Annotated in this window: 20 protein-coding genes and 1 tRNA gene; 17 read left to right on the top strand and 4 right to left on the bottom strand. The window is 61.2% G+C overall.

Annotated features, from left to right (window positions below; translation table 11 throughout):
* Positions 1 to 188: 188 nt before the first annotated feature.
* The gene (locus tag AC3RLQ_RS06805; protein ID WP_493035555.1) at positions 189 to 1,472 is read right to left on the bottom strand and encodes a Gfo/Idh/MocA family protein; all 1,284 of its coding nucleotides are present in this window, start codon (positions 1,470 to 1,472) and stop codon (positions 189 to 191) included.
* A 46-nt stretch (positions 1,473 to 1,518) separates the two neighbouring features.
* On the opposite strand from AC3RLQ_RS06805, the gene AC3RLQ_RS06800 reads away from it, so the two are divergent.
* On the top strand, positions 1,519 to 3,630 hold the full coding sequence (locus tag AC3RLQ_RS06800) for an alpha/beta hydrolase family protein (protein ID WP_493035553.1): 2,112 nt from the start codon (positions 1,519 to 1,521) through the stop codon (positions 3,628 to 3,630).
* Positions 3,631 to 3,654: 24 nt separating this feature from the next.
* The gene (locus AC3RLQ_RS06795; protein WP_493035551.1) at positions 3,655 to 4,866 is read left to right on the top strand and encodes an MFS transporter; all 1,212 of its coding nucleotides are present in this window, start codon (positions 3,655 to 3,657) and stop codon (positions 4,864 to 4,866) included.
* A 99-nt stretch (positions 4,867 to 4,965) separates the two neighbouring features.
* On the opposite strand, the gene AC3RLQ_RS06790 is transcribed toward AC3RLQ_RS06795, so the two are convergent.
* Positions 4,966 to 5,042, bottom strand: a tRNA-Pro gene (locus tag AC3RLQ_RS06790).
* A 176-nt stretch (positions 5,043 to 5,218) separates the two neighbouring features.
* On the opposite strand from AC3RLQ_RS06790, the gene AC3RLQ_RS06785 reads away from it, so the two are divergent.
* From AC3RLQ_RS06785 to AC3RLQ_RS06750, 8 genes are all read left to right on the top strand, one after another.
* Positions 5,219 to 6,295, top strand: coding sequence for an ABC transporter ATP-binding protein (locus tag AC3RLQ_RS06785; protein ID WP_493035549.1), 1,077 nt, complete (start codon positions 5,219 to 5,221; stop codon positions 6,293 to 6,295).
* Positions 6,292 to 7,989: an ABC transporter substrate-binding protein gene (locus tag AC3RLQ_RS06780; RefSeq protein WP_493035547.1), complete on the top strand. Its 1,698-nt coding sequence runs from the start codon at positions 6,292 to 6,294 to the stop codon at positions 7,987 to 7,989. Before AC3RLQ_RS06785 ends, AC3RLQ_RS06780 begins: the two co-directional genes overlap by 4 nt.
* 12 nt (positions 7,990 to 8,001) lie before the next feature.
* A complete protein-coding gene (locus AC3RLQ_RS06775; RefSeq protein ID WP_493035545.1) occupies positions 8,002 to 9,696 on the top strand; it encodes an ABC transporter permease in 1,695 nt (564 codons plus the stop codon).
* A gap of 143 nt (positions 9,697 to 9,839) precedes the next feature.
* Positions 9,840 to 12,167: a hybrid sensor histidine kinase/response regulator gene (locus tag AC3RLQ_RS06770; protein WP_493035543.1), complete on the top strand. Its 2,328-nt coding sequence runs from the start codon at positions 9,840 to 9,842 to the stop codon at positions 12,165 to 12,167.
* 89 nt (positions 12,168 to 12,256) lie between these two features.
* Positions 12,257 to 12,814: an AlkZ-related protein gene (locus AC3RLQ_RS06765; RefSeq protein ID WP_493035542.1), complete on the top strand. Its 558-nt coding sequence runs from the start codon at positions 12,257 to 12,259 to the stop codon at positions 12,812 to 12,814.
* On the top strand, positions 12,811 to 13,788 hold the full coding sequence (locus AC3RLQ_RS06760; protein WP_493035541.1) for a helix-turn-helix transcriptional regulator: 978 nt from the start codon (positions 12,811 to 12,813) through the stop codon (positions 13,786 to 13,788). Before AC3RLQ_RS06765 ends, AC3RLQ_RS06760 begins: the two co-directional genes overlap by 4 nt.
* An 82-nt stretch (positions 13,789 to 13,870) precedes the next feature.
* Positions 13,871 to 14,329 carry a VOC family protein gene (locus AC3RLQ_RS06755; RefSeq protein WP_493035540.1) on the top strand — a complete coding sequence of 153 codons (459 nt, stop codon included), beginning with the start codon at positions 13,871 to 13,873 and terminating at the stop codon, positions 14,327 to 14,329.
* Between the two features lie 226 nt (positions 14,330 to 14,555).
* Positions 14,556 to 15,404, top strand: a complete 849-nt coding sequence (locus AC3RLQ_RS06750; RefSeq protein WP_493035539.1) for a hypothetical protein — start codon at positions 14,556 to 14,558, stop codon at positions 15,402 to 15,404.
* Positions 15,405 to 15,613: 209 nt separating this feature from the next.
* On the opposite strand, the gene AC3RLQ_RS06745 is transcribed toward AC3RLQ_RS06750, so the two are convergent.
* Entirely contained in the window at positions 15,614 to 16,780 is a 1,167-nt protein-coding gene (locus AC3RLQ_RS06745) for an NAD(P)/FAD-dependent oxidoreductase (protein ID WP_493035538.1), read from the bottom strand.
* The gene (mnmA, locus tag AC3RLQ_RS06740; RefSeq protein ID WP_493038829.1) at positions 16,777 to 17,832 is read right to left on the bottom strand and encodes a tRNA 2-thiouridine(34) synthase MnmA; all 1,056 of its coding nucleotides are present in this window, start codon (positions 17,830 to 17,832) and stop codon (positions 16,777 to 16,779) included. Before mnmA ends, AC3RLQ_RS06745 begins: the two co-directional genes overlap by 4 nt.
* Before the next feature lie 154 nt (positions 17,833 to 17,986).
* On the opposite strand from mnmA, the gene AC3RLQ_RS06735 reads away from it, so the two are divergent.
* From AC3RLQ_RS06735 to AC3RLQ_RS06705, 7 genes are all read left to right on the top strand, one after another.
* Positions 17,987 to 19,684, top strand: coding sequence for an FAD-dependent oxidoreductase (locus tag AC3RLQ_RS06735; RefSeq protein ID WP_493035537.1), 1,698 nt, complete (start codon positions 17,987 to 17,989; stop codon positions 19,682 to 19,684).
* A 62-nt stretch (positions 19,685 to 19,746) separates the two neighbouring features.
* Positions 19,747 to 20,274, top strand: coding sequence for a gamma subclass chorismate mutase AroQ (aroQ, locus tag AC3RLQ_RS06730; RefSeq protein WP_493035535.1), 528 nt, complete (start codon positions 19,747 to 19,749; stop codon positions 20,272 to 20,274).
* Between the two features lie 64 nt (positions 20,275 to 20,338).
* On the top strand, positions 20,339 to 20,995 hold the full coding sequence (locus AC3RLQ_RS06725) for a hypothetical protein (protein ID WP_493035533.1): 657 nt from the start codon (positions 20,339 to 20,341) through the stop codon (positions 20,993 to 20,995).
* A 17-nt stretch (positions 20,996 to 21,012) separates the two neighbouring features.
* Positions 21,013 to 21,576 carry an NUDIX domain-containing protein gene (locus tag AC3RLQ_RS06720; protein ID WP_493035531.1) on the top strand — a complete coding sequence of 188 codons (564 nt, stop codon included), beginning with the start codon at positions 21,013 to 21,015 and terminating at the stop codon, positions 21,574 to 21,576.
* Positions 21,577 to 21,642: 66 nt separating this feature from the next.
* Positions 21,643 to 21,885 carry a DUF4404 family protein gene (locus tag AC3RLQ_RS06715; protein WP_395732524.1) on the top strand — a complete coding sequence of 81 codons (243 nt, stop codon included), beginning with the start codon at positions 21,643 to 21,645 and terminating at the stop codon, positions 21,883 to 21,885.
* A gap of 98 nt (positions 21,886 to 21,983) precedes the next feature.
* Positions 21,984 to 22,472, top strand: coding sequence for a 50S ribosomal protein L9 (gene rplI, locus AC3RLQ_RS06710; protein WP_422314894.1), 489 nt, complete (start codon positions 21,984 to 21,986; stop codon positions 22,470 to 22,472).
* 200 nt (positions 22,473 to 22,672) lie between these two features.
* The gene (locus tag AC3RLQ_RS06705; protein WP_493035529.1) at positions 22,673 to 23,725 is read left to right on the top strand and encodes a Gfo/Idh/MocA family protein; all 1,053 of its coding nucleotides are present in this window, start codon (positions 22,673 to 22,675) and stop codon (positions 23,723 to 23,725) included.
* Positions 23,726 to 23,764 lie beyond the last annotated feature (39 nt).

Genomic DNA, 23,764 nt, shown 5'->3' with positions numbered 1-23,764 from the left:
CCAAAGCCGTCTCTTATCCATCGCATGCCCAACACATACTTAATATGTGTTAATATTCGATATATCCTTCTTAATGTGGCGATTAAGTCTATTCACAGCCTCAAGCCCAAGCTGGCAACCCCACCTTGGGCTGCTGATTCAGAGAAGGCCCCGCGCTGTGACGCCACGGGGCCGCTTTGCCCCTGCCCTCACGCGATCTTCCACGCTTCCCGCATCGGCCGGAGGAGCATCTGATTGGCCTGATCGTCGGTTTCGAAGCGCTCGGCCTTGGGGTCGAACTTCAGCGGGCGCTTCAGCACGGCGGAGATGGCCCCCATATGGCAGGTGGTGGCGGCGCGCTGGGCGATCTCGGCGGTGGCGGCGGTGCGGCCCCGGGAGTACACGGCGTCGATGAAGTTGCGGTGGTGGTTTTTGGACTCGTAGAGCTTCACGTCGCTGTCCTTGAGCTTGGCGCGCAGGATGTTGTCGTCGCTGGCTTTGAGGACTTCGGACTCGGTGTAGATCCAGCCCTCGCTGCCGATGAATTTGGTGCCCCACTTGGTCTTGTCGTCCGTGCTGGTCATGACCACGCGAAGGCCGTTGGCATAGTGGTACTCGATGCGGAAGCTCTCGGCGGCATCGTAGATGCCCTTGTCACGGCGCTTCACCTCGGTGGCGCTGACTTCGGTGGGCGTGGTTTCGTCCATGCCGGCACCCCATTGGGCAACGTCCAGGAAGTGGGCGCCCCAGTCGGTGATGTAGCCGGGGGCGTACTCCTCGATCCAGCGGAAGTTGAAATGGCAGCGCGCCGCCGTGTAGGGCTTCTCAGCTGCCGGGCCGAGCCACATGGCGTAGTCGAGGTGGGCGGGCACGGGCTCGGTGGCCTCCAGGCCGGTGTAGCCGCCACGGATGGCAAACTTCCCCGGCACGCCGATCTCGATTTCCTTGAGCTGGCCGATGTAGCCGTTGCGCACGCGCTCGCAGGCCATGCGCACCTTCAGACCGGAGCGCCGCCAGGTGCCGCACTGCAGCACGCGCTTGTTTTCCTCCACCGCCCGGCAGATGGCCCGGCCCTCGGCGATGCTGGCCCCGAGGGGCTTCTCTGAATACAGATCTTTCCCCGCCTTCGCGGCGGCGATGGCCACGTTCGAGTGCCAGTGGTCGGGCGTGGCATTCATCACGGCGTCCACATCCTTGCGGGCCAAAACCTCGCGGAAGTCCTTGAAGATCGCGCCCTCGGGCAGTCCGGCCAGCTTGGCAGCAGCAGCGGCGTGCTGGGAATCGACATCGCAGATGGCGACGACCTGCACGCGTTCATCCGCCATCAGCGCCCGCAGGTTGCTTGTCCCCTGCCCGCCTACGCCGATGCAGGCGAGGCGAATTTTTTCATTCGGAGAGACGGCTCCCGCACGGCCAAGCGTGGCGGCGGAGACAATGAAAGGAACGGCGGTGCTAAGAAATTGACGACGATTTGGAGTAGCAGGCGTGTGCATGGGAAAGAAACGCACATTGGTTCCGATATTCATCAAGCTACCTCTCATGGACACCTCTCACCTTCCCCGCCGTCGTGACTTTCTGCAAACCACCGGCCTGGGCCTGATGAGCCTGCCTGTGCTCCAATCCTTCTTCGGCAGCACGGGCACCGCAGTGGCACAAACCGCCGCCAAAGCACCAGCAGCAGGCGCTGCACCAGCCGTCCCCGCCTTGAACCGCTTCCCCCGCATGATGCAGGACTGGCTGGTGGCCGAGGTGCGCGCCGCCGAGCAGCGTGGCAATGCGCGCCGCGAAGCTTTGAAGACCAAGGCGGACGCCGAGGCCTATGTGAAGTCAGTGCAGGAGCGCATTCGCGAGTGCTTCGGCCCGTTACCGGAAAAAACACCTCTCAATGCTAAAGTGGCGAAGACCCTGGAGCGCGATGGCTACCGCATTGAAAACATCATTTTTGAGAGCCGCCCCGGCTATCTGGTCACGGGGAATCTTTATCTGCCCACGAATCGCAAGGGCAAGGTCCCCGGCGTGATCGGTGTCTGCGGCCACTCGCTCAATGGCAAGGCGGCGGAGGCTTACCAGAGCTTTGCGCAGGGACTCGCGCGGCAGGGACAGGCCTGCTTCCTCATTGATCCCGTTGGTCAGGGCGAGCGGTTTCAGTATTTGAATGAAAAGCTCGGCTCCCGCCTCGGCGGTGGCACCACGGAGCACAATCAGATGGGCGCACCGCAGGCGCTGGTGGGAGAGTTTCTCGGCACTTGGTTCGCGTGGGATGGGATTCGTGCGCTGGACTACCTCATCACGCGGCCGGAGATCGACACCAAGCATCTCGGCATCACCGGCAACTCCGGCGGGGGCACGCAGACCACCTGGCTCTGCGGGCTGGAGCCGCGCTTCACCATGGGCGCGCCCTCCTGCTTCATCACCACCTTCCGCCGCGATGCCGAAAACGAACTGCCGCAGGACATGGAACAGTGCCCGCCGCGTGTGCTGGCAAACGATCTCGATCATTGCGACTTCCTCGCCGCCATGGCACCGAAGCCGGTCATCATCCTGGCGCAGGAAAAGGACTTCTTCGACAATCGCGGCTCCACGGAAAGCTACGAGCGCCTGAAGAAACTCTACACCCTGCTCGGCAAGCCGGAGAACATCCAGCTCCACATCGGGCCCGATCCACACGGCTACACGCAGTCCAACCGCGAGGCGATGTACCGCTTCTTTGGCAAGGCCGCCGGCATTCCCGCCGCAGCCGCCGAACCGGCGATGACGATCGAGAAAGATGCGGACCTGCTCTGCACGCCCAAGGGCCAGGTGGCCGAGTCCGGCTCCCGCACGCTGATGAGCTTCACGCGTGAGAAAGCAGACGATCTGGCCGCCAAGCGCAAGCCACTGAGCGGCGCAGCTTTGCAGAAAGCCGTGCGTGCGGTTTTGAAGCTGCCGGCGCTCGCGGATACACCGCCAGATTACCGCATCCTGCGCAGCGTGGGCTCACGCAAGTATCCCACCAAAGGCTACTGCACCTACGCCGTGGAGACGGAGCCGATGATTTTCGCGCTGCTCACGCGCCTGAGCGCCGAAGCCCTCACCTCGCGCCTGCCACGGGGGCAGAGCAAGGCCGTGCTGTACATCTCCCACCGCTCGGCGGATGCGGAACTGCGCAGCGATCCCTTCGTGCAGGAACTCATCGCCGCCGCGCCCGATGCGGCATTCTTTGCCTGCGATGTACGCGGCATCGGCGACTCCCAGCCCGACACCTGCGGCGCGAATCAATTCCTCGGCCTCTACGGCAGCCACTACTTCTACGCCGCCTACAGCCAGATGCTCGACCGCCCGCTGCTGGGCCAGCGCGTCTTCGATGTGCTGCGCGTGATCCAGCTTCTTACCGCAGCGGGTCACACGGAGATCCACCTCGCCGGTCAGGGCTGGGGTGCGCTGCCTGCCGCGCTGGCCGCCGTGCTCAGCCCCGGTTTGAAACAGGTCACGCTGAAGCATGCGTTCAGCTCCTTCCATGATATCGCGTCTCACGAAGACCAGCAATGGCCCACCGCCTTCATGCTGCCGCAGGTATTGCAGCTTTTAGATTTACCTGACTGCTATCAGGCGCTTCAGAAGCAGAACCTCCAGCTCATCGAGCCCTGGTCCGCCGCCGACGGCATGAAGTGAATCTTTTCCCACAACACGCACACCATGCAATCATCCCTCAAGATCAAGCTCTCCCTCTTCATGTTCCTCCAGTACTTCATCTGGAGCAGTTGGTACATGACGCTGGGCAGCTACCTCGGCACGCTGGGCTTCACCGGCACCGAGATCGGCGCGACCTATGGCGCGTTTGCATGGGGGGCCATTCTCTCGCCCTTTATCGTGGGCTTGATCGCCGACCGCTTCTTTGCCTCGGAAAAAATCATCGCCGTGCTCGGCATCGCGGGTGGACTGGTGATGTTCTACGTCCCGCAGTTGAAGACCTTTGGCAGCGTCTATCCCACGCTCATCCTCTACTGCACGCTCTACGCGCCCACGCTGGCTTTGGGCAATTCCATCTCCATGACGCATCTGGCGGATGCGAAGAAGGACTTCCCCTTTGTGAAGATCTTCTCCGCCGTGGGCTGGATTGCCGGGGGCGTGGTGCTCAGCCAGTTGAAGGGCGAGCAGTCTTCGCTGCAATACTACCTGGCCGGCGGCACCTCGCTGGTGTTTGGCCTGTTTGCCCTGACGCTGCCGCACACGCCGCCGAAGAAGAAAGGCCAGAATGTGCCGCTGAGCGAAGTGCTGGGCCTGGATGCGCTGGCGCTGCTGAAGAAGCCCACCTTTGCCATCTTCATCCTGTGCATGTTCCTCATCTGCATCCCGCTGTACTTTTACTTCGTGAACATGGGCACCTACCTCACGCAGTTGAAGTGGGAAGACATGGCGCAGAAGATGACGCTGGCCCAAGTCTCTGACATCGTCTTCCTGATGCTGCTGCCGCTGATGCTCAAAAAGCTCGGCTACAAGAAGACCATCTTCCTCGGCATCCTGTCCTGGGCCGTGCGCTACTTCATGCTCAGCGCCAGTGCTGATAGCACCGGCACTGTGCTCATCTTTGGTGCCATCCTGCTGCACGGCGTCTGCTACGATTTCCTCTTCATCGCTGGACAACTCTACGTGGACAGCGAAGCCAACGAGCGCATTCGCGGCGCCGCGCAGGGCCTCATCGCCATCATCCTGTGGGGTTTCGGCTCCCTCGTCGGCACCTACCTCGCCGGATACTTCATGGATCAGCACAAACTGGCCGCGCCGAAAGGAGCCATCACCCACGATTGGTCCGCCATCTGGGCCACGCCTGCATGGATCGCCGTGACCGTGCTGGTGGTCTTCCTGCTCTTTTTCCGCGAGCCGAAGAAAGCGCCTGAGGGAGCATGACGGGGATGGTTTGCCGGTAAGAGCTCGGTGCTTCGGCGGAGAGCTGCGGACTCAAGTTCCGCGCCCCAAGCGCCATTCATGGCGCTGAAACGTAAACCGTGGTCGGGCTGGCGAGATTCGAACTCACGACCTCTTGCACCCCATGCAAGCGTTCTACCAGGCTGAACTACAGCCCGACCTAGGTTTGACGTTCTCTCCAGCGGAGCCGTTTTGAGGTGGCTGCCGGTTGGCGAGAGGACGTGCATTTTGGACAGAGCCGCAGGCTTTGCAACTGCGATGTTGAGTTCTTGTGAGAATGTCTGCGAAGCTTGCCATTGTACTGCGGCTCAAGTAGAACCGTAGCAAATCCCGCATGGTCACGATCACAATTCAGGAACTCACCAAACGATTCAGCGGCAGTGTCGTGCTGAGCAGTGTGAACCTGCAGATCGAATCCGGGGAATTGTTCTTCCTGCTGGGGCCCAGCGGCTGCGGCAAGACCACCCTGCTCCGCCACATCGCCGGATTCTACACGCCGGATGCCGGCAAGATCTGGTTTGATGACGAGGACGTGACCCGCCTGCCTGCGCACAAACGCGGTACTGGCATGATGTTTCAAAGCTACGCCCTGTGGCCGCACCTGAACGTGGCGCAAAACGTGGCCTTCGGGCTGGAGGAGCGGAAGCGCCCCCGCCGCGAGATCGAGCACCGCGTCTCGGAAGCGCTGGAGCAGGTGAAGCTGGACGGCCTCGGCTCCCGCAAGATCCAGCAGCTTTCCGGCGGGCAGCAGCAGCGCGTGGCATTGGCACGAGCGCTGGTGATCCGGCCCAAGTGCCTGCTGCTGGATGAACCGCTGTCCAATCTCGATGCCAAGCTGCGCCTGGAGATGCGCACGGAGATCCGCCACATCGTCAAGCAGCACGGCCTCACCGCCATCTACGTGACGCATGACCGCGATGAAGCCCTGAGCATGGCCGACCGCATGGCGATCATGGACGCCGGCAAGCTGATCCAGGTGGGGGCGGCTCCCGAGATCTACCTCAATCCCGCGTCCCGCATGGTGGCCGAGTTCATCGGCGAAACGAACTTCGTCGAAGGCCGCACCCTGCGCGAAAGCAGCCGGGCAGGATTTTACGATGTGGAAACTCCTTTCGGTGTACTGCGTGGCCGTACCGACGCCACCTGGCAGCCCTCCAGCGGCCAGCCCGTGATGATGAGCGTCCGGCCCGAGGCGCTGACCTTTGGCAGCGTGCTCGATTCCCCAAACCGTTTCCCCGGCCGCATCATCGACACGACCTATTTGGGGGCAACGGTGCAGTATCTCGTCCAAGTGACAGGCGGTCCGCTGATCAAGGTCTGCGAGACCAACCCGCAGGACCTTCGCATGCCCGGCGAGGACGAAGTGCGTGTGATGGCAGCGATGGGTGATGTCGTGATTCTGCGCAAATGAACGAGCGCCTCACAACTCTGCTACACCATCCGCGCACCCAAGCCGTGCTCGCATGGATTCAGCAGTGGCGGAAGGAACTCGCGGTCTTTTTCCTGATGCTGGCCACGCTGGCGGGTCCGTTTTTGCTGAAGCCAACCCAGAGCACCGCCCCCGCGCACTACGACCGGCGGCTGGTGATCATCTCCCCGCACCATGACCGCATCCGCGAGGAGTTTGGGCACGCCTTTGCCAGGCACTGGAAAGCCACGAAAGGAGAAACGATCTTCATCGACTGGCGCGTGCCCGGCGGCACTTCGGAGATCGCGATGCTCATCAAGTCCGAAGCCACCGCAGCGTTTCAAAACTACTGGCAGTCCAAGCTGCATCAGACATGGACTCCCGCCGTGGCGCAGTCCTGCCTGAACCCCAAGGCCGCAACTGAAGATGCCGCACGCAAAGCCTACCTCGCCTCAAACATCGGCACCGGTATCGATGTGTTCTTTGGCGGTGGCGCGTACGATTTCGAGCAGCAGGCCAAGGCGGGCACGCTGGTGGCGGGTGACGGCGAAAAAACCGGCCTCAGCGGTCTCGCGAAAAAGCACCCGGAGTGGTTCAGCGATACCGGCATTCCCGAGAAACTCAGTGGAGAGCCCTTCCGCGATCCGCAGTTCCGCTGGTGCGGCACCTGCCTTTCCAGCAGCGGCATGGTTTTCAATCGGGATGTGTTGCGCCGCATCGGCATCCCGACCGATCCCGTGGCCTGGGACAACCTGGCCGATCCGCGTTACTACGGCCAGATCGCCCTGAGTGATCCCGGCAAAAGCGGCTCGGTCACAAAGGCTTTGGAAATGCTGATCCAGCAGCAGATGCAGCTCGCGTATGATCGCCTCAAAGCAGTGCCGAAATCAAAGCTCACCCCGGATCAACTCGAAGCGCATGCTGTCGAGGAAGGCTGGAATGAAGGACTGCGCCTGATTCTGCGCATCAGCGCCAATGCACGCTACTTCACCGACTTCTCCACCAAGATCCCCCTCGAAGTCGCCAAGGGCGATGCCGCTGCGGGCATGTGCATCGACTTCTACGGACGCTCGGCTGAAGAGGACGTTCGGAAAGCCGATGGCACCTCACGCGTGGGATTCATCGCACCTCTGGGCGGCACCTCGGTCAGCGTGGATCCCATCGGCCTGCTGCGCGGCGCTCCTGAGCCGGAGCTGTCCACCGCGTTCATCGAGTTCGTGCTAGGAGACCAGGGGCAGAAGCTGTGGAGCTACCGCGTCGGCGAACCCGGCGGCCCGAAGGAGCACGCCCTGCGCCGCCTGCCCGTGCGGCATGATTTCTACACACCGGACAACATCGCCCGCATGAGCGATGGACGTGAGGCGCCCTTTGAAAAAGCCCAGGCCTTCACCTACCACCCGGCGCGCACCGCCGCAGCCTTCAATGCCATCCGCTTCATCGTCCGCATCATCTGCGTGGACTCCCACAATGAACTGCATGCTGCGTGGAAGGCCATCATTGATCACGGCATGCCGGAGCGTGCCATCAAGGTGCTGGAAGACCTCACCCGGGTGAAATACGAAGCCGCCACCGGCAACATCGCCAAGATTCTCGCCGCCCGTGACAAGGTGCAGGAAACACGCCTCGCGCGTGAACTCGGAGACGCCTTTCGCAATCAATACATCAAGGCCGGCCGCATGGCGCGGAATGGTGAGTAACCCTTCAACCCCATGTCGAAAACCCTCTCGCTGCTGATCTTTCTGGGCATGACCGCGTTCTTCGCGTGCTTCTTTGCCTACCCGATCTGGGCGGCGCTGGAGGCGGCGTTTCGGGGGCCGGATCATCAGTTCACACTGGAGTATGTGTCCGAGGTGTTTCTCAACGAGTTGTATCGCGACGGGTTGTGGAATTCATTCATCATCGCGGTGTGGACGACGCTGGGCTCCCTCTGCGTGGCCCTGCCGCTGGCGGTGTGCTACGTGCGCTTTGCCTTTCCAGGACGTGCGCTGATGAACTCGCTGGTGCTCATGCCCATGATCCTGCCGCCGTTTGTGGGGGCCATCGGCATCAAGACGATGCTGGGTCAGGCGGGCGCGCTGAACAGCCTGCTCATCAATCTCGGGCTCATGGACGCCCTGCATCCCACGGACTGGCTCGGGCAGCATCGCATGCTGGGCATCATCGTCATGGAGGTGCTGCACCTGTACCCCATCATCTATCTCAATGCAGCGGCGGCGCTTTCAAACCTGGATCCCGCGCTCGAAGAAGCCGCGGCAAACATGGGCTGCAATGCCTGGAGCCGCTTCTGGCGTGTGACTCTGCCGCTCATCATGCCCGGTGTCTTTGCAGGCGGCACCATCGTGTTTGTGTGGTCATTCACCGAGATGGGCGTGCCGCTGCTGTTTGACTACGATCGCGTCACGGCCGTGCAGATTTTCCGCAGCATCAATGACCTGAGCGGAAACCCCTTCCCCTATGCCTTGGTGGCAGTGATGCTGGTCTTCAGCACGCTGTTTTACCTCATGGGCAAGCTCTTCTTTGGCAGCGCGAACTCGGGTGGCGGCGGACGTGCCACCACGGGGCGTGAAACCATCGCGCTGCCTGCGGGACTCGGCTGGATCTGCACCGCGTTCTTTGCCAGCGTCACCTTCCTGGCGGTGCTGCCGCATCTCGGCGTGGTGCTGCTTTCATTTTCCAAAGACTGGTATGGCACGGTCATCCCGCACTCGCTAACGCTGGAGCATTATCGCGATGCGCTGGGTCATGAGCTCACGCTTTCCTCCATCACCAACAGCCTGAAATACTCCACGCTGGCGATGCTCGTAGCGCTCGTCCTCGGCATCGGCGTGGCTTACGTCTCCGTGCGCACCCGCATCTGGGGCCGCCAGCTTCTCGATGCCATGGCGATGCTGCCGCTGGCCGTGCCCGGCATCGTGATGGCTTTTGGTTATCTGGCCATGACACGGGAGGGCCAGCCCTTCCACTGGCTGATGCTCGGCGAAGATCCGCTGCTGCTGCTCGTCATCGCGTATGCCGTACGCCGGCTGCCCTACGTCGTGAGGTCTGCCGCCGCCGGCTTTCAGCAGGTCAGCCCCACGCTGGAGGAAGCCGCGCAGAATCTCGGTGCGCGCCCGGAGAAAGCGCTCTGGCGCATCACCCTGCCACTCGTTGCGCCGAATCTCGTCGCCGGTGCCCTGCTCGCCTTCTCCTTTGCCATGCTGGAAGTGAGCGACTCCATGATCCTCGCGCAGCAGGCCGCCTACTTCCCCATCACCAAGGCGATCTACTCCCTCGTACTCTCTCTCGGCAGCGGCCCGAATCTCGCCTCCGCCCTCGGCGTGTGGGCCATGATCTTCCTCGCCGTGACCATCCTCGGAGCCGGGGTGATCTTGGGAAAGAAACTCGGGGCATTGTTTCGGGGATGAGGACTCCGAGGCTGGTTGCGAAAAACCGCTGCCAAATTAAAAGCCCCATCCACGTCAGTTGTAGCGGCAGTACTGCCGCAGCATTCCGCATTCCATGTTGCTGCTCAGGTGGTTCAAGCTAGGCTCGCTGCTGCTGCTGATTTATGCCGCGCGCACGTATCACGACCTCCCTGCTGTCCTTTGGCAAAGCCCTGCTTATTATGCTTGGCTCAGTCGTCGTGAGGGCTCTTCTCGCTCCTTCGCTGGGGGATCGCCTGCCCTTCCTCGTTCTCATCTTCGGCATCGCCATCGCAGCCCGCTATTGCCGCTGGCGGGCCACTGCCGCCGCCGCTTTGATCGGCTTCTTCCTGACCCTCTGGCTGTTTGTTCCGCCGGATCAGCCCGATCTCAAGCCCTCCACCTGGGCGGTTGGCGTCACCGGCTTTGTCCTCATGGCCACGGCCATCATCGCCCTGGGCGAGATGCTTCACCGCTCCCGCGCCCATGTGGATCAGGAACTCCGGGAGCGTGAACAACGCGAGCGCTCCCTGCTGGAGCAGACACGCCTGATGCGCGAGGCCCAGCAGCTTTCTCATCTGGGGAGCTGGTACTGGGATGCACGCACGGATGCCATCATTGGCTCCGAGGAGCTTTACCACATCTTTAACATCGACCCCACCGGAGACCGCCTCCCTTCCTTCAGCGAGCAGCGCGGCACCCTCTATTCCGAGGAGGCCTGGAACCAGCTGAACGAGGCCATGCAAACCACCGCCCGGACGGGCAAAGGCTACCGGCTGCACCTGGAAGCACGCTGCGGAGACAAGAAAATCTGGGTGACCACGCGCGGCGAACGCGTGACCAGCGCGGATGGCAAAGTCCTCGGCCTCCGGGGCACCGTGCAGGACACCACGGAGCTCAGAGCTGCGGAGGAGGCCCTGCTCCGCACCACCCAGCGCATGGAAATCGTCAAGGACATCGCCGAGGTGGGCTTCTGGTTCTGCGATCTCCCCTTTGGCACCCTGGAGTGGGACAGCCTCGTGAAAGAACACTTCTGGCTGCCACCGGAGGCAGGCGTGGATATTGCTCTTTTCTACTCGATCCTGCATCCTGACGACCGCGAAAGAACCCGCCTCGGGATCGAGCAGTCGATCGCCAACAAGCAGCGTTTCGAAATCGAATACCGCACCGTCAGCCCGCAGGACGGCAGCATCAAGTGGATCCGCGCCGTCGGTCATCCGTTCTATGCCGAGGACGGCCGGCCGCTCCGCTTTGACGGCGCCAGCTTTGACATCACGGAAAGCCGCAGAGCCGAGGCCCTCCTGCGCGAAAGCGAGACCACTGCCCGCGCAGCCTCCGCCGCCAAGGACGTCTTCATCGCCCAGCTCTCCCATGAACTGCGCACGCCGCTGACGCCGGTGCTCATGACCGCAAGCGCGCTCAAGGAGGACGAATCCCTTTCCGAAGACGTGCGCCAGCAGCTTCGCATGATCGAGCGCAACATCGCGCTTGAGGCCCGTCTGATTGACGATCTCCTGGACATCACGCGCATCACCCATGGCAAGCTCTCCCTGCGGACCGAGCCCTGCAATGTGCACGCCCTGCTCAGGCATGTGGTGGAAATGGTGCAGGACGAAGCCCGTGAAAGGGGCGTTCGTTTTTCCCTGGAGCTGCGCGCGGCGAAACCCCAGTTGCAGGGAGACTCCACCCGTCTCCAGCAGGTGTTCTGGAACATCCTGCGCAACGCCGTGAAGTTTTCCCCCGCTGGCTCCTGCGTCACCATTCGCTCGCTCGATGTTTCTTCCTGCCCCGACGCTGGGGATGCGCTCTGCATTGAGATTGACGATGAAGGCAGAGGCTTCGATGCAGCCCTGAAGGAGCGCATCTTTGAGCCCTTCGAGCAGGCCGCCACCTCCCGCGACTCCCGCGTCCCAGGCCTCGGTCTCGGGCTCGCCATCACCCGTGCCATCGTGACCCTGCATGCCGGCAAGGTGGAGGCCCATAGCGAAGGTCCCGGCAAAGGCGCCCGTTTTACCGTGAGCCTGCCCGGTGCAGCCCAGGAGTCTCCTGGCACCGAGCCGGATGCCGCTGGCGGCGGCAAACATGCCGAGGTGGCCCAGGCTCCGCTGCGGCTGCTCCTCGTGGAAGACCATGAGCAGAGCCTGCAGGTGCTCTCCCGCCTGCTGACCCGCGGCGGTCATTCCGTGGTGGGGGTGGGCACCAAGGCGGAGGCCCTGACGCAGGCGCGCCAGAAAGAGTTTGATGCCGTCATCTCCGACCTCGGCCTCCCGGATGGCACCGGCCACGAGCTCATGCGAATCCTGCACACGCAGCATGGCCTGCAGGGTATCGCCCTCAGCGGCTACGGCACGGACGAAGACCTCCAGCTTTCCCGCGAAGCCGGCTTCGTCGCGCACCTCATCAAGCCGGTTCGATTCACCGAACTCCGCCACGCACTGCATGCCCTGAGCCATGCCGAGCATCGGGCGAATTGAGAAGGCGGGGAACAGGCGATTTTTGGAAAAGAAACTCGGGGCGCTGTTTCGGGGATCAGTGTATGGCGCATCATAACTGCAGCCCTCTCATGAAGCCGAAGCGCTCCGCCAAAATCAAAACCTTCGAGCAAGCCTACGCCTTCGTCTTGAAAGCGAAGACCTGCCTCATCTTTGGCTCGAAAACCTCCGACCTCCCCAGCCTCTGGGATGTGGTGGACCTGCCCGGGAGACAGCCCGGGCAGCCAGGATGGGGTGCGAAAGTGGAGGCGGTGTGGGCATGGAAGAACGAACTGCCGGCGCAGTTCCCCGATGAGATCTTCTACGGCAAGCTGCCCGGCGGACTCGCGATGCTGATGAGCATTGAGAACTTACGGGACGTCCACTATCCGGCGCATCATCGCCCCGTTTCCACATGCAGCCCGCTGGCACGGCGCGCCTTTGAGCTGATCCGCAGTGAACCGCACACCACGGCGGAGCTGCGCAAGGCGTTGTCGCCTTCGGGCACAATCAGCAAGAGCAAGGTGGACAGTGCGCTGGTGGAGCTGCAGGTGACGCTGAATATCACCCGCTCGAACGCACCGAACCTGAAGCGCGACACCTGGCTGCCTTTTGCGGAGCAGTATCCCGACATCGGAGGTGAGGCATGAACCGCACCGACCGCCTCGTCTCCATGGTGATGCTGCTGCAATCGCGCCGGGTCATCACCGCTGCTCAGCTGGCCGATCATTTCGAGATCACCGAGCGCACCGTGTATCGCGATCTCGCGGCACTGGGTGAAGGCGGTGTGCCCATCGTGGGTGAGCCGGGTGTGGGCTACAGTTTGATGAGCGGCTACTGCCTGCCACCGGTGATGTTCTCGCCCGAGGAAGCCTTTGCCTTCGTCACCGGCGGGCTGCTGGTCGAACGCATGACGGATGCCTCCATGCGCGATGCCATCCGCTCCGCCATGGGCAAGGTGACGGCCGTCCTGCCTCCAGGCCTGCAAGGCCGCGTGGACCGTCTGCGCAAAACCATGGTGATTGGCGGGCGATCCCCGACCAAGGGCAGCGTGCCTTTGAGCACCGTCCAGCGGGCCATGGCCGAGGGCTGTGTGCTGCGGCTCAACTACCTGGGTGCCGCACGTGGCGCACCCACCGAGCGTCTGGTGGAGCCACGGGGGCTGGTGTTTTACCTCGACCACTGGCACCTCATCGCCTGGTGCCGCTTGCGCGGAGACATGCGGGATTTTCGTGTGGACCGTATCGTCCGTTGCGAGACGCTGCCGGAGCCGATCCCCCCGCACCCGGATTTCAATCTCACGCAGCACATCGCCAAGTGCATGATGCCGGAGCGCAGTGAGTGCGCGGTCATCGAAGTCCCGGAAAGGCTCATCGAAAGTGTCCGCCGCTTCTGGGGGCCGACGATCATCGAGGAGGAAAGCATGGGCAACGAAGTGCGCGTCCGCTTTGTCTTCCGCTCGGATGGCTTCGACTACGTGGCCCGCTGGTTGTTGAGCATGGGAACCGATGCCGAGATTCTCTCTCCCGAAGTTCTGCGGATGAAGGTGACCGAACTGGCCCTCGCGACTGCGGATCACCATCAGCCGAAAAAATCGGCACGGGTGAAAACACCCCTGACATAAGGCTGTCAGGGGGTGGTGCGATGAATGGCGCGTGATCGCAAAAGATGGCGATCCGCATTCACAACCCACCGAAATACCACCCATGAGCCAAGCCAACGAACCCACCGTCTCCTTCTCCCTCACCTGCAAAAGCGCCGCCGCTGCACTCGACTTCTACGCCCGGGCCTTCGGTGCCGTGGAGCTCTACCGCCTGTCTCCTGCCCCGGGCATCGTGCCGCATGCGGAATTCATGATCGGCAACACCCATATCTATATCTCCGATGAGTTTCCTCCAGGGCACGCCTTTGCCATCCCGGAGGGCGCTCTGGCCCCCTGCGTGTTCACGATCCAGGTCGACGACTGCGACCAAGCTTTTGCCCGCGCCCTCGCCGCCGGTGGCTCCCCGCTGAGCCCGTCACGAGATCAGTTCTGGGGCAAACGCACTGCCATGCTCCGCGATCCCTTCGGCTACCGCTGGAGCTTCAGCCAGCACCTCGAAGATGTGCCGCCGGATGAACTGCTCAAGCGTGCTCAGGCCTGCATGAGTGATGGGGCCAAGTAGATTGATTGCTATCGTCTCCGCCAAGTGGGCTCGCTCACTTGACGGAAACGGTGGCGTAGTTACCTGATCCAGACCGCCAGCAACCCAGATATCTCAAGCTGAGTTTGGGTGGAGTTGTGTACGGGCGGCAACGGCATGTGTTCGACGAGTTGTTCACAAAACAACAATGTAACGTTAATAAGGTTTCCTTGACCTGAGTTCCCCTTCCCTGCAAGCTCTTGCAGCCATGAGACGCCCCTGGATCAAGATCGAAATCTGTACGCCGGACAAGCCCGAGATTTGCAGTTTGGCCACCCAGTTGCGACTGGATGATGACGCGGTCGTGGGGAAGCTGGTGCGCTTGTGGTCCTGGGCGGAATTGAACCGCATTGATCCTAACGACCTTGGCGTTACCAAAGAATTCATCGACAAGATCGTGGGACGCAAAGGTTTCGCCGCAGCCCTGGAGAAAACCGGCTGGCTTATTGAAACGAATGAGAAACTCTCCTTCCGTAACTTCAAACGTCACAACAGCCCGGTGGCGCAGAACAAAGCTCTGACCGCGAAACGGGTGGCCAGACACCGACTGCGCAAGGCAGCAGTGACAGAAAAAGTGACGGACGAGCCGTTAGCGCCAAAGCCTGTAAAGGCCCCCAAGGTGAAGAAAAGTGCCGCTCCGGTTCATCCCGTTAATGAAGTAATTAAAACAGATTCCCCTTTGATTGTCAGTGAGGAAAATGCGCCAAACATTGAGCTAGAGGTCATGGAAAATGTCACGGCACATACTGAGGTTGTCATTGAATCTCAGAGCGTGGCGGAAGAGCCTGAGATGTTGCCACCAGAGGCTCCTGAAGAGGTGGCTGAACCTGAAGTGATCCATGAGGCCCACCTTGAGGAGATCGTAGTTGCTGCTCCTGAAGTGGCCATGGAAGAAGTGACTGTCGATGTTGCTGAAGCGCTCCCTGAAGTGGCCGCAGTTACGGCTCCTGATGCACCCGCAGAAAACGTCGCCGTCCTTGCCCCTGTTGAAGAGCCTGCTCCGCGCAAAAGACGCAGCAAAGCGGCTGAGATCGATGATCAGCCCATGCTGTTTTAACCTTGCTCCTGCGGCATCAATGGCGTTTCATTTTGAAACGCTCAGATCGTTTCTTCAGGCAGTCTGTGTTCATTTCTTGGAGACACGATGGCTCAACTAGAGTTATATAAATATTCAGTGATAAATAATTATTAACTATTGTTAACTAGTTATTTGCGCAGTGTTTCAAGCCAGCCTCCCCACACCCATGTGCAGCATGGAAAGGCGACCTACGTTGAGGCGCGGGCACCATCCGAACTGGTGGCAATTTTTTCGCGCCAGCGGTAGCGATCCGCCCATGGGTTCGGCTTTCGCTCGACGACGTCGGCGATGATTTCACCCAAGACGGGCGTGAACTTGAAGGCGTGGCCGGAATCTCCGGCGGCGATGATGAGGCCGGGATGACTGGGGTCGTGATCGATCCAGAAGGCTCCGTCAAAGGTGTCGCAGTACAGGCAGACGCGGGTGGAGTGCAGCGGGGCATCGGCCAGGGTGGGAAAGGTTTCGCGGAGGAAGGCACGGTAGCGCTCCTCCTCCCCTGCCGGCAGTGTTCGCGGATCTGAGGCATTCACCCGGCGGCCGGGGCCGTGGTTGGCCACTTTGACAAGTCCGGCGGCATTGGCCGGAAAGCCATACCAGCCGGTCCGACCGATGTCGGCTCCCCAGACGGGAAACTGCGGCGGGGTGAATGGGCGCGTGTCCTGCGGTTGGAAATGGAAGACCGTCTGAGCGGTGGCCCACATGACGTCCTGCAGGTGCGGCAGCAGCGTGGGCGTCCAAGCTCCGGCGGCTACAAGGGTGGAATCGGCCTGCCAGCTTTGCCCGTCTGCGGAGGTGATGCCGGTGCAGCGGGAGCCCGTGAACTGCGGGCGTGGCTGCGGCACGTTTTCGGAGATTTCCACTCCGGCCTGCCGGGCCTCGGTGGCCAACTGCGCAATCACCCGACCGCTTTCCACCCAGCCCCCGGCGGGATTCAGGTAGCCATCGCGGTAAAGCGCGTGATTCCAGGCCGGGTGCAGTTCCCGCAGCATCTCAGCCGAGGTCCGGCGCAAAGGGTGGCCGCGTGGCGTGAGGAAGGCGCGGCTGTCATGTTCAAAGCCGCCAGGCTTCATCGTGTCCCGGGACATGACGAGGAAGCCGACCTCGTGGTAGAGTTCTTCTCCCCAGCGGGCGTTCCACTCGCGCCAGCGTCGCAGGCTCAGCTCGCCCATGGCGGTGTGCTGCTCGTCGTTGGTGTAGTCCATGCGCACCACCTTGCTGATGTCCGTGGAGGCAGCATCGGGATGCGGGAGCGGGCCTTGATCGATCAAGGTCACCTGCCAGCCCCGAGCGCGGAGCTCAAGGGCGGCGGTCAGGCCAAAGCAACCGCCGCCGAGAATGAGGATGGTGGGGGTCATGTGTACTGGATGGTTTCAAACACCGCGCCACCGAGCAGACGATCCCCATCATACAAAGCGCAGATCTGTCCCGGCGTGAGGGCGCGCTGCGGCTCCGAGTATTCGAGTTCCGCGCGGCCATCGCCTAGAGGGCGGAAGACAGCATTGCCCGCCGGGCAGCGGTAGCGTGGCTGGGCCTGCAGCAGACGCTCCTCCTGCAAAGGGGCGCCGGTGCTGGAAATGGAGTGTAGTGTGGCCTTGCGCGCCCAGAGCAGCGGTGTGTCCGAATTTTCAATGGCGACGACGAGTTCGTTGGTCTGCGGCCGCTTGGCCACCACGACATAGGCCTGCTTGTGGATGGGGCTGGCCACGCCGTGACCCTTGCGCTGGCCCAGCGTGTAGAGGTGCAGGCCGCGGTGCTCGCCCAGCACCTTGCCTTCAAGATTCACAATGGGCCCCGGCTGGTCCGGCACAAAGGTGCGCAGGAAATCCTCCATCTTCACCTGGCCGATGAAGCAGATGCCCTGGCTGTCCTTTTTCTCCGCCGTCTTGAGACCGAACTCGCGGGCTTTCTCACGCAGCTCCGGCTTGAGCAGATGCCCGATGGGGAACTGCGCGATGCGCACCTGATGCGGCTGCATCATGGCGAGGAAATAGGTCTGGTCCTTGTTGGGGTCAGCTCCGCGAAGAATATGCTCATCCACCTTGCGTGCATAGTGCCCGGTGGCGATGGCCTCAAAGCCATGCTCCTGCGCCCAGTCCCATAGGACGCCGAATTTCATCTCGCGGTTGCACATGACGTCCGGATTCGGCGTGATGCCGGCCTGGTAGCCTTCGATCAGGTATTTCACGACCTTCTCGCGGTATTCAGTCATGAGATTGACCACCCGAAACGGGATGCCCAGCTGCCTGGCCACGGCCTCCGCATCGGTGATGTCCTCCTCCCATGGGCAGTGGCCGATGATGTTCTCCTCGTTGATCCAGTTCTTCATGTACACGCCGGACACGTCATGCCCGGCGCGCACGAGTTCGGCGGCGGCCACGCTGCTGTCCACGCCACCGGACATGGCCATGAGAATTTTCGATGGGGAAGTTGGTTTCAAGATGAAGATGCTGACGAGCCTTAGCTCGTTCTGGAAAACTCCTCAAGCAGCCAGAATCCAGAACGAATTAAAGCACGTGAGTACTTTACGTTGCGCCTGCCCCCGAGTGCGGAAGAATTCACCCATGACTGCTGAAGAGAAAGACGAACTTTTTTATCGCGACACCGAAAGCATCGCGTTTCCGAAACTGGACGATCATCAGCTCGCGCAACTGGAGGCGCTGGGCGTTCGACAAACCATCCGCGCAGGAGAGATCATCGTCAAAGCCGGGCAGCGGGAGTTCCCGATGGCGCTCGTGATCAGTGGTGAGCTGGAGGTGTATGAGAATCGCGATGGCGTGGAGCAAATCCTCGCAAACCCGAAGCCGCGCGATTTCGTTGGCGAAGTCTCTATGCTAACGGGCACCTCGTCGCTCGCCAGCTACCGGGGAAAAGCCGAGGAGTCCGAGGTCCTTCTTGTGCCTGCCGACAAGCTGAGATGGGCGCTGGCTGAACTGCCGGGCGTGGGTGAGCCGCTGGTGCAGGCCTTCATGATGAGGCGCGAGCGCCTGATGCGGGACAAGGAATTCGCGGGCCTCCGTATCCTCGCCAGCCCCCGCTGCAGCTTGGGACATCGCATCGACGATTTCCTCGATAAAAATCATGTCATGCATCGCCTGATCGATGCCACATCCACCGAAGGTCTGGCCATCTGTGAACTGCGCGGACTCACGCCTGCCGACCTGCCCGTGCTGATTGCCAGCGATGGCACCGTCACGCATGATCCCAGCATTCTGGATGTGGCCCGCGTGGCCGGACTGCTGCGCCCGCTTTCCACCGATCAAGACCCCGAGCTGCTGTGTGATCTAGCCATCGTCGGCGCTGGCCCTGCCGGACTGGCGGCGGCGGTGAATGCCGCTTCGGAGGGCTTGGAAACCGTGGTGCTGGAAAGCTTCGCGCCGGGAGGCCAGGCCGGATCATCTTCATTGATCGAAAACTTCTTCAGCTACCCGACCGGCATCAGCGGCGGTGCGCTCACCAGCCGCGCCCAGCTCCAGGCACATCGCTTTGGCGCGAAGTTCTCCACCCCATCCCGCGCACTGACGCTCTCGTTTGCGGAGGGTGAGTATGGCGCGGAGTTGCGGATCGAAGGCAGCATGACCGTTCTGCGGTCAAAATGCGTGATCCTCTCCACCGGTGCACAGTACAACCTGATCGATGCCGAGGGCCGCGAGAAATTCGAAAGCATGGGCGTGTATTACGCCGCGACGAAGATGGAATCCAAGTTCTGCAAAGACAACACCATCATCGTCGTCGGTGCCGGCAACTCCGCTGGTCAGGCGGCGATGTTCATGTCGGAAGTGGCCCAAAAGGTCATCATGGTGATTCGTGGTTCAGACCTGACCAAAAGCATGTCCAGCTACCTCTCCAACCGGGTGACCACGAGGTCCAACATCGAGATCCTCTATCACACCCAGGTGCAGAAGATGATGGGAGATGAGCGGCTGAAGTCGGTTGAAATCCTCAATACCAAGACCGGTGAAGTCCGCACCGTGGAAACAGCGGCGGTGTTTTCCATGATCGGTGCCCGCCCCTGCACCGAGTGGCTGCCGCCCGAAATCCTGCGTGATGAAAAAGGTTTCATCAAAACCGGCCAGGCCGTGGCCGATGCTCCCGCCTGGAAAAACGCGAATCGCAAGCCCTACCCCTTTGAGACCAGCCGTCCCGGTGTGTTTGCCGCAGGCGATGTGCGCTCGGGTTCCGTCAAACGTTGCAGCGCCGCTGTCGGTGAAGGCAGCATGGCCATCGAAAACGTGCATCAGGTGCTCGGCACCTATAGCTGAGACCGCTTGGCATCGTGCCAAAGCGGTGGACGACTTCAGCCATCAGCGCCTAATCTCGCATCATGAAATCTGTCACTCTTTCTATCCTGTCGTGTGTGCTGGCCCTGATGCCGTGCGCCTGTTCTTCACCCAAGACCCTGCCTGCCCTGATGGTGGAGCGGCTGGACTGGATGGATGAGGTGGCCATGGCCAAGCAGGTGCGGTCATTGCCCATCACCGATCCTGTGCGTGAGGTGGAACTGCTCCGCACCATGACTCAACGCGGTGTGGCCGCTGGATTGAAGGCTGAAAGCGTGCAGCGCTTTTTCACCGGGCAGATGGTGGCGGCCAAAGTGGTGCAGGAGGAATGGCTGCAGAAGCATCCGCAAGGCGTGACATCTGACGTCATGGTGCCTGATCTCAACATGACGGTGCGTCCGGCTTTGGATGCCATTGGGCAGAAGATGATCGCCAGCCTCGCCCAGCCACGCACTCCAGCAGCATCCGCCGCCATTCTTGTGGAGGCAGGCCAGCGCCTCGCCCGTGCAGGTTACTCGAAGACGGTCAGTCAGCCAGCCTTGGAAGGGCTTGAGGCCGGGCTTGCTCCCTGAGCAGTTCATAACCTCCCGGACGAACCCCGGCTTGATCTTTGCCAGCGCCGCATTCAGATGAGGGATGGATAAGATTCAAAAAGTTCCCACCAGCGAGTTCCACTCCGGCTACGGCTGCATCATCATGAGTGCGGTGGTCGGAGTCTTCGTCTTCATCATCTGGTGGGGCTATTACACGCTGACCACCATGGATGCGGCGATCGCGGCGATCACGCAGTCGGCGCCTGCCAAACTGCCTGACGTGGCGGCGGTGCCCGATCTGGAGAAAAAGCTCACCGACTTTGCCGCCTTGGCGAACTCAGGCAAACCGGCCACGATGAAGCTCAGCGTGGCGGACCTCAATGCCATGCTTACGCTGGCTCCAGACGGCGGCAGCGGCAGTTACAAAGACATGATTCGGGTGAAATCACTGGATGCCGCGAAGCAGACGATCGTCACCGATGTCAGCCTGCCGATGAATAAAAAGTTCTGGGAGGACTCGAAGCGTTACCTCGTCGGCGAAGTGGACTACACCTTGGAGATGACCGAGCTGGGACCCGATGCCAAAGTCAGCGCTGTGCGGGTGCCTGGCAAGACGGTGCCGGAGGAAATGGTCAAAGGCATGGCCATGTATGGAGCCATGGGCCCTTATCAGAATGACAAGACGCTTGGCCCGGTGCTGAAGGCGATCAAGAAGTATCAGGTGGAGGCAGACGGGGTGGTGCTTTCCACAGAAAAGTGAACCCTCCTTCCCAGACCATGAATCTCCCCCAGCACCCCAACCCTTGGAAAACCGTTTCCACCCGCGAGACCTATGCCAATCCATGGATCCGCGTGCGTGAGGATCAGGTGCTCAAACCCACAGGCGGCCCCGGCATTTACGGCGTGGTGGAGTACAAGAACATCGCGGTCGGCGTCATTCCTGTGGATGACGAGGGCTACACCTGGCTCGTCGGCCAGTGGCGCTACTGCCACGGACGCTATGAGTGGGAGATCCCTGAGGGCGGCTGTCCGGCTGGTGAATCCCCTTTAGAGGCAGCAAGGCGTGAGTTGAGGGAGGAAACCGGCATCATCGCCACCACCATCAGTCCCCTGCTCTCCGGCATCCAGCTTTCGAATTCCACCAGCAATGAAGTCTGCGACATCTTCATCGCCACAGGTCTGACCCATGCCGAGGCGCAGCCCGAGGACACGGAAGAACTTGAAATTCTGCGCCTGCCGCTCAGTGAAGCGATTCAAATGGCCCGCGATGGACGCATCCGCGACAGCATCAGCGTGCTCGCGCTGCTGGCAGTGGCAGGACGTGGCGATTTGACCGCATGACTTGCACATTCTTGCGGCATCAAAACTCTTGTCGGGACATGCTCGCGGTGACACAGTGGGAAAACCATGAACACAGAGCAACTGGAACAACTCAAGACACTGGTGGCAGACGCAGGCGATCTGCCAGAAGCCGCGAAAACCAAGCTGCTTGAGCTGCTGGCACAGACCGAGGCTGAAGCCCCCACCGCAGAGCCCGGGCAGGCCCAGGGCCAGTGGCTCTCTTCGGTCGAGGAACTCGAGGCCGCGCACCCGGAAGCGACGGGTTTTATGAACCGGCTGGCGACCACGCTGGCCAACATGGGGATCTGAAGTGGAACCCACACTTTCAAAAGAACCTAGAATCCGCCTTTGACAGAACTTAGGAGGCGTGTAGTTTCGCGCCCCTTTTTCCCCGAGGGAATGTCGCCATGCCAAACACACAAGTTATTCTCAAAGAACAAATCAAAGGCCTCGGAGCCGAAGCTGACGTCGTCAGCGTGAAGCGCGGTTTTGCGCGCAATTTCCTGCTTCCCCAGGGCAAGGCTTATGAAGCCACCAAGGGCAACCTGCGCTACACCGAGCGTCTCAAGGCCGTGCGTGCCGAGCGCGAAGCCAAGGAAGTCGCTGAAGCTGAAAAGATTGCCTCCAAGCTGAAGAAGGTGAAGCTCAAGCTCACCCTCTCCACCGGTCAGGGCGGCAAGGCTTTCGGTTCCATCACCACCATCGACATCGCCAAGGCTCTTTCCGAAGAGTCCAAGATCGAAGTGGATCGTCACATGATCGTCCTCGAAAAGCCGATCAAGAACACCGGCAACTTCGAAATCGTCGTCAAGCTCGGCCACGAAATCACCGCCACCGTCAAGCTGAACGTCTCCGCCGCTGGCGAAGCCGCTCCTGCTGAAGACGACGCTGAATAAGCCGGCCTCCAGTTTAAAACCCCTCTGCAAAGCCGCGTGAACAACGCGGCTTTGTTATTTTTTGGCACAGCGCGGAAAATAGGGATCAGGGCTGAAGTCGTTGTGCGCCGCCTAATGCGTGCTGGCTGGCGCAAAAAGACTCGAAAGAGACACTTCCGTACCGGGTATTGATATTGACAATCATGCCTCCGGTTTGGAGCATGCCCCCACTCACCATGAAGAAATACAACGTCGGAATCATCGGATACGGCTGGGCCGCCAGCGCTCACATTGACGCCATCAACAAAACCAAGCAGGGACAGGTCACCGCGATCTATTCCTCCCGCAAGCTGGACGACGCTGAGCTGACCGCGAAGCACGGCACGCCCATCAAGAGCTACCAAAACCTCGACGAGATGCTGGCCAATCCAGACATCCACGTGGTGGACATCTCCAGCTACCCGAGCCAGCACCGGGATCAGGCCATCAAGGCAGCGAATGCGAAGAAGCACATCATCCTAGAAAAGCCTATGGCCAACTCGCTGCAGGAAGTGCGCGAGATCGTCGCCGCTGCCAAGGCCAACGGAGTGAAAGGCTGCGTGTGCTTTGAGTGCCGCTTCTCGAATCAATTCCAAGTGACCAAGGCGCTGATCGATGAAGGCCTGCTGGGCAGCATCCATTACGGCGAAGTCGATTATTACCACGGCATCGGCCCTTGGTATGGCCAGTTCCGCTGGAACACCGGCAAGAAGGATGGCGGCAGCGCATTGCTCACCGCCGGCTGCCATGCGCTGGATGCCCTGCTCATGGTCATGGGCGGCGAGATCGAAAGCGTCACCAGTTTCTCCACCAAGACGCAGAGCGAGATCTTCAAGCCCTACGAGTACGACACCACCAGCGTCACCCTCATTCACTTCAAGAACGGTGCCGTGGGCAAATCCGCCGCCGTGGTGGACTGCCTGCAACCCTACTACTTCCACACCCACCTGTGCGGCAGCCAGGGCAGCCTGCTGGACGACAAGTTCCACTCCATGAAGCTGCACACCGACAAGCACGCCTGGAGCAAGCTCTCCATGAAGATGCTCGACTCCGGTGATGTGAGCGACCACCCTTACGAAACCCAGTTCCAGGCCTTCTTTGACGCTCTGGACGAAGGCAAGGACATGCCGCTCACCAGCTTCCCCGAAGCGCTGCGCACCTTCGAAGTCATCTTCGCCTCCGACAAAAGCGCCGAACAAGGTGGCAAGCCGGTGCGTATTGCGGATCTCGGCTGAATCTGATCCCCCCCGTTGCGATCACTCACAACCGCGTGG

Source organism: Prosthecobacter sp. GW821-HT29F12, from assembly GCF_058803405.1.
This window is presented reverse-complemented; position numbering and strand designations above follow the sequence as displayed.

Coding starts and splice junctions, on each gene's coding strand:
- AC3RLQ_RS06735 (WP_493035537.1), top strand. CDS start 17,987: ATGACTGCTGAAGAGAAAGACGAACTTTTTTATCGCGACACCGAAAGC.
- aroQ (WP_493035535.1), top strand. CDS start 19,747: ATGAAATCTGTCACTCTTTCTATCCTGTCGTGTGTGCTGGCCCTGATG.
- AC3RLQ_RS06780 (WP_493035547.1), top strand. CDS start 6,292: ATGAACGAGCGCCTCACAACTCTGCTACACCATCCGCGCACCCAAGCC.
- AC3RLQ_RS06795 (WP_493035551.1), top strand. CDS start 3,655: ATGCAATCATCCCTCAAGATCAAGCTCTCCCTCTTCATGTTCCTCCAG.
- mnmA (WP_493038829.1), bottom strand. CDS start 17,832: ATGGCCATGTCCGGTGGCGTGGACAGCAGCGTGGCCGCCGCCGAACTC.
- AC3RLQ_RS06800 (WP_493035553.1), top strand. CDS start 1,519: ATGGACACCTCTCACCTTCCCCGCCGTCGTGACTTTCTGCAAACCACC.
- AC3RLQ_RS06765 (WP_493035542.1), top strand. CDS start 12,257: ATGAAGCCGAAGCGCTCCGCCAAAATCAAAACCTTCGAGCAAGCCTAC.
- AC3RLQ_RS06770 (WP_493035543.1), top strand. CDS start 9,840: ATGCCGCGCGCACGTATCACGACCTCCCTGCTGTCCTTTGGCAAAGCC.
- AC3RLQ_RS06755 (WP_493035540.1), top strand. CDS start 13,871: ATGAGCCAAGCCAACGAACCCACCGTCTCCTTCTCCCTCACCTGCAAA.
- AC3RLQ_RS06775 (WP_493035545.1), top strand. CDS start 8,002: ATGTCGAAAACCCTCTCGCTGCTGATCTTTCTGGGCATGACCGCGTTC.
- AC3RLQ_RS06725 (WP_493035533.1), top strand. CDS start 20,339: ATGGATAAGATTCAAAAAGTTCCCACCAGCGAGTTCCACTCCGGCTAC.
- AC3RLQ_RS06720 (WP_493035531.1), top strand. CDS start 21,013: ATGAATCTCCCCCAGCACCCCAACCCTTGGAAAACCGTTTCCACCCGC.
- AC3RLQ_RS06745 (WP_493035538.1), bottom strand. CDS start 16,780: ATGACCCCCACCATCCTCATTCTCGGCGGCGGTTGCTTTGGCCTGACC.
- AC3RLQ_RS06705 (WP_493035529.1), top strand. CDS start 22,673: ATGCCCCCACTCACCATGAAGAAATACAACGTCGGAATCATCGGATAC.
- AC3RLQ_RS06715 (WP_395732524.1), top strand. CDS start 21,643: ATGAACACAGAGCAACTGGAACAACTCAAGACACTGGTGGCAGACGCA.
- rplI (WP_422314894.1), top strand. CDS start 21,984: ATGCCAAACACACAAGTTATTCTCAAAGAACAAATCAAAGGCCTCGGA.
- AC3RLQ_RS06785 (WP_493035549.1), top strand. CDS start 5,219: ATGGTCACGATCACAATTCAGGAACTCACCAAACGATTCAGCGGCAGT.
- AC3RLQ_RS06805 (WP_493035555.1), bottom strand. CDS start 1,472: ATGCACACGCCTGCTACTCCAAATCGTCGTCAATTTCTTAGCACCGCC.
- AC3RLQ_RS06760 (WP_493035541.1), top strand. CDS start 12,811: ATGAACCGCACCGACCGCCTCGTCTCCATGGTGATGCTGCTGCAATCG.
- AC3RLQ_RS06750 (WP_493035539.1), top strand. CDS start 14,556: ATGAGACGCCCCTGGATCAAGATCGAAATCTGTACGCCGGACAAGCCC.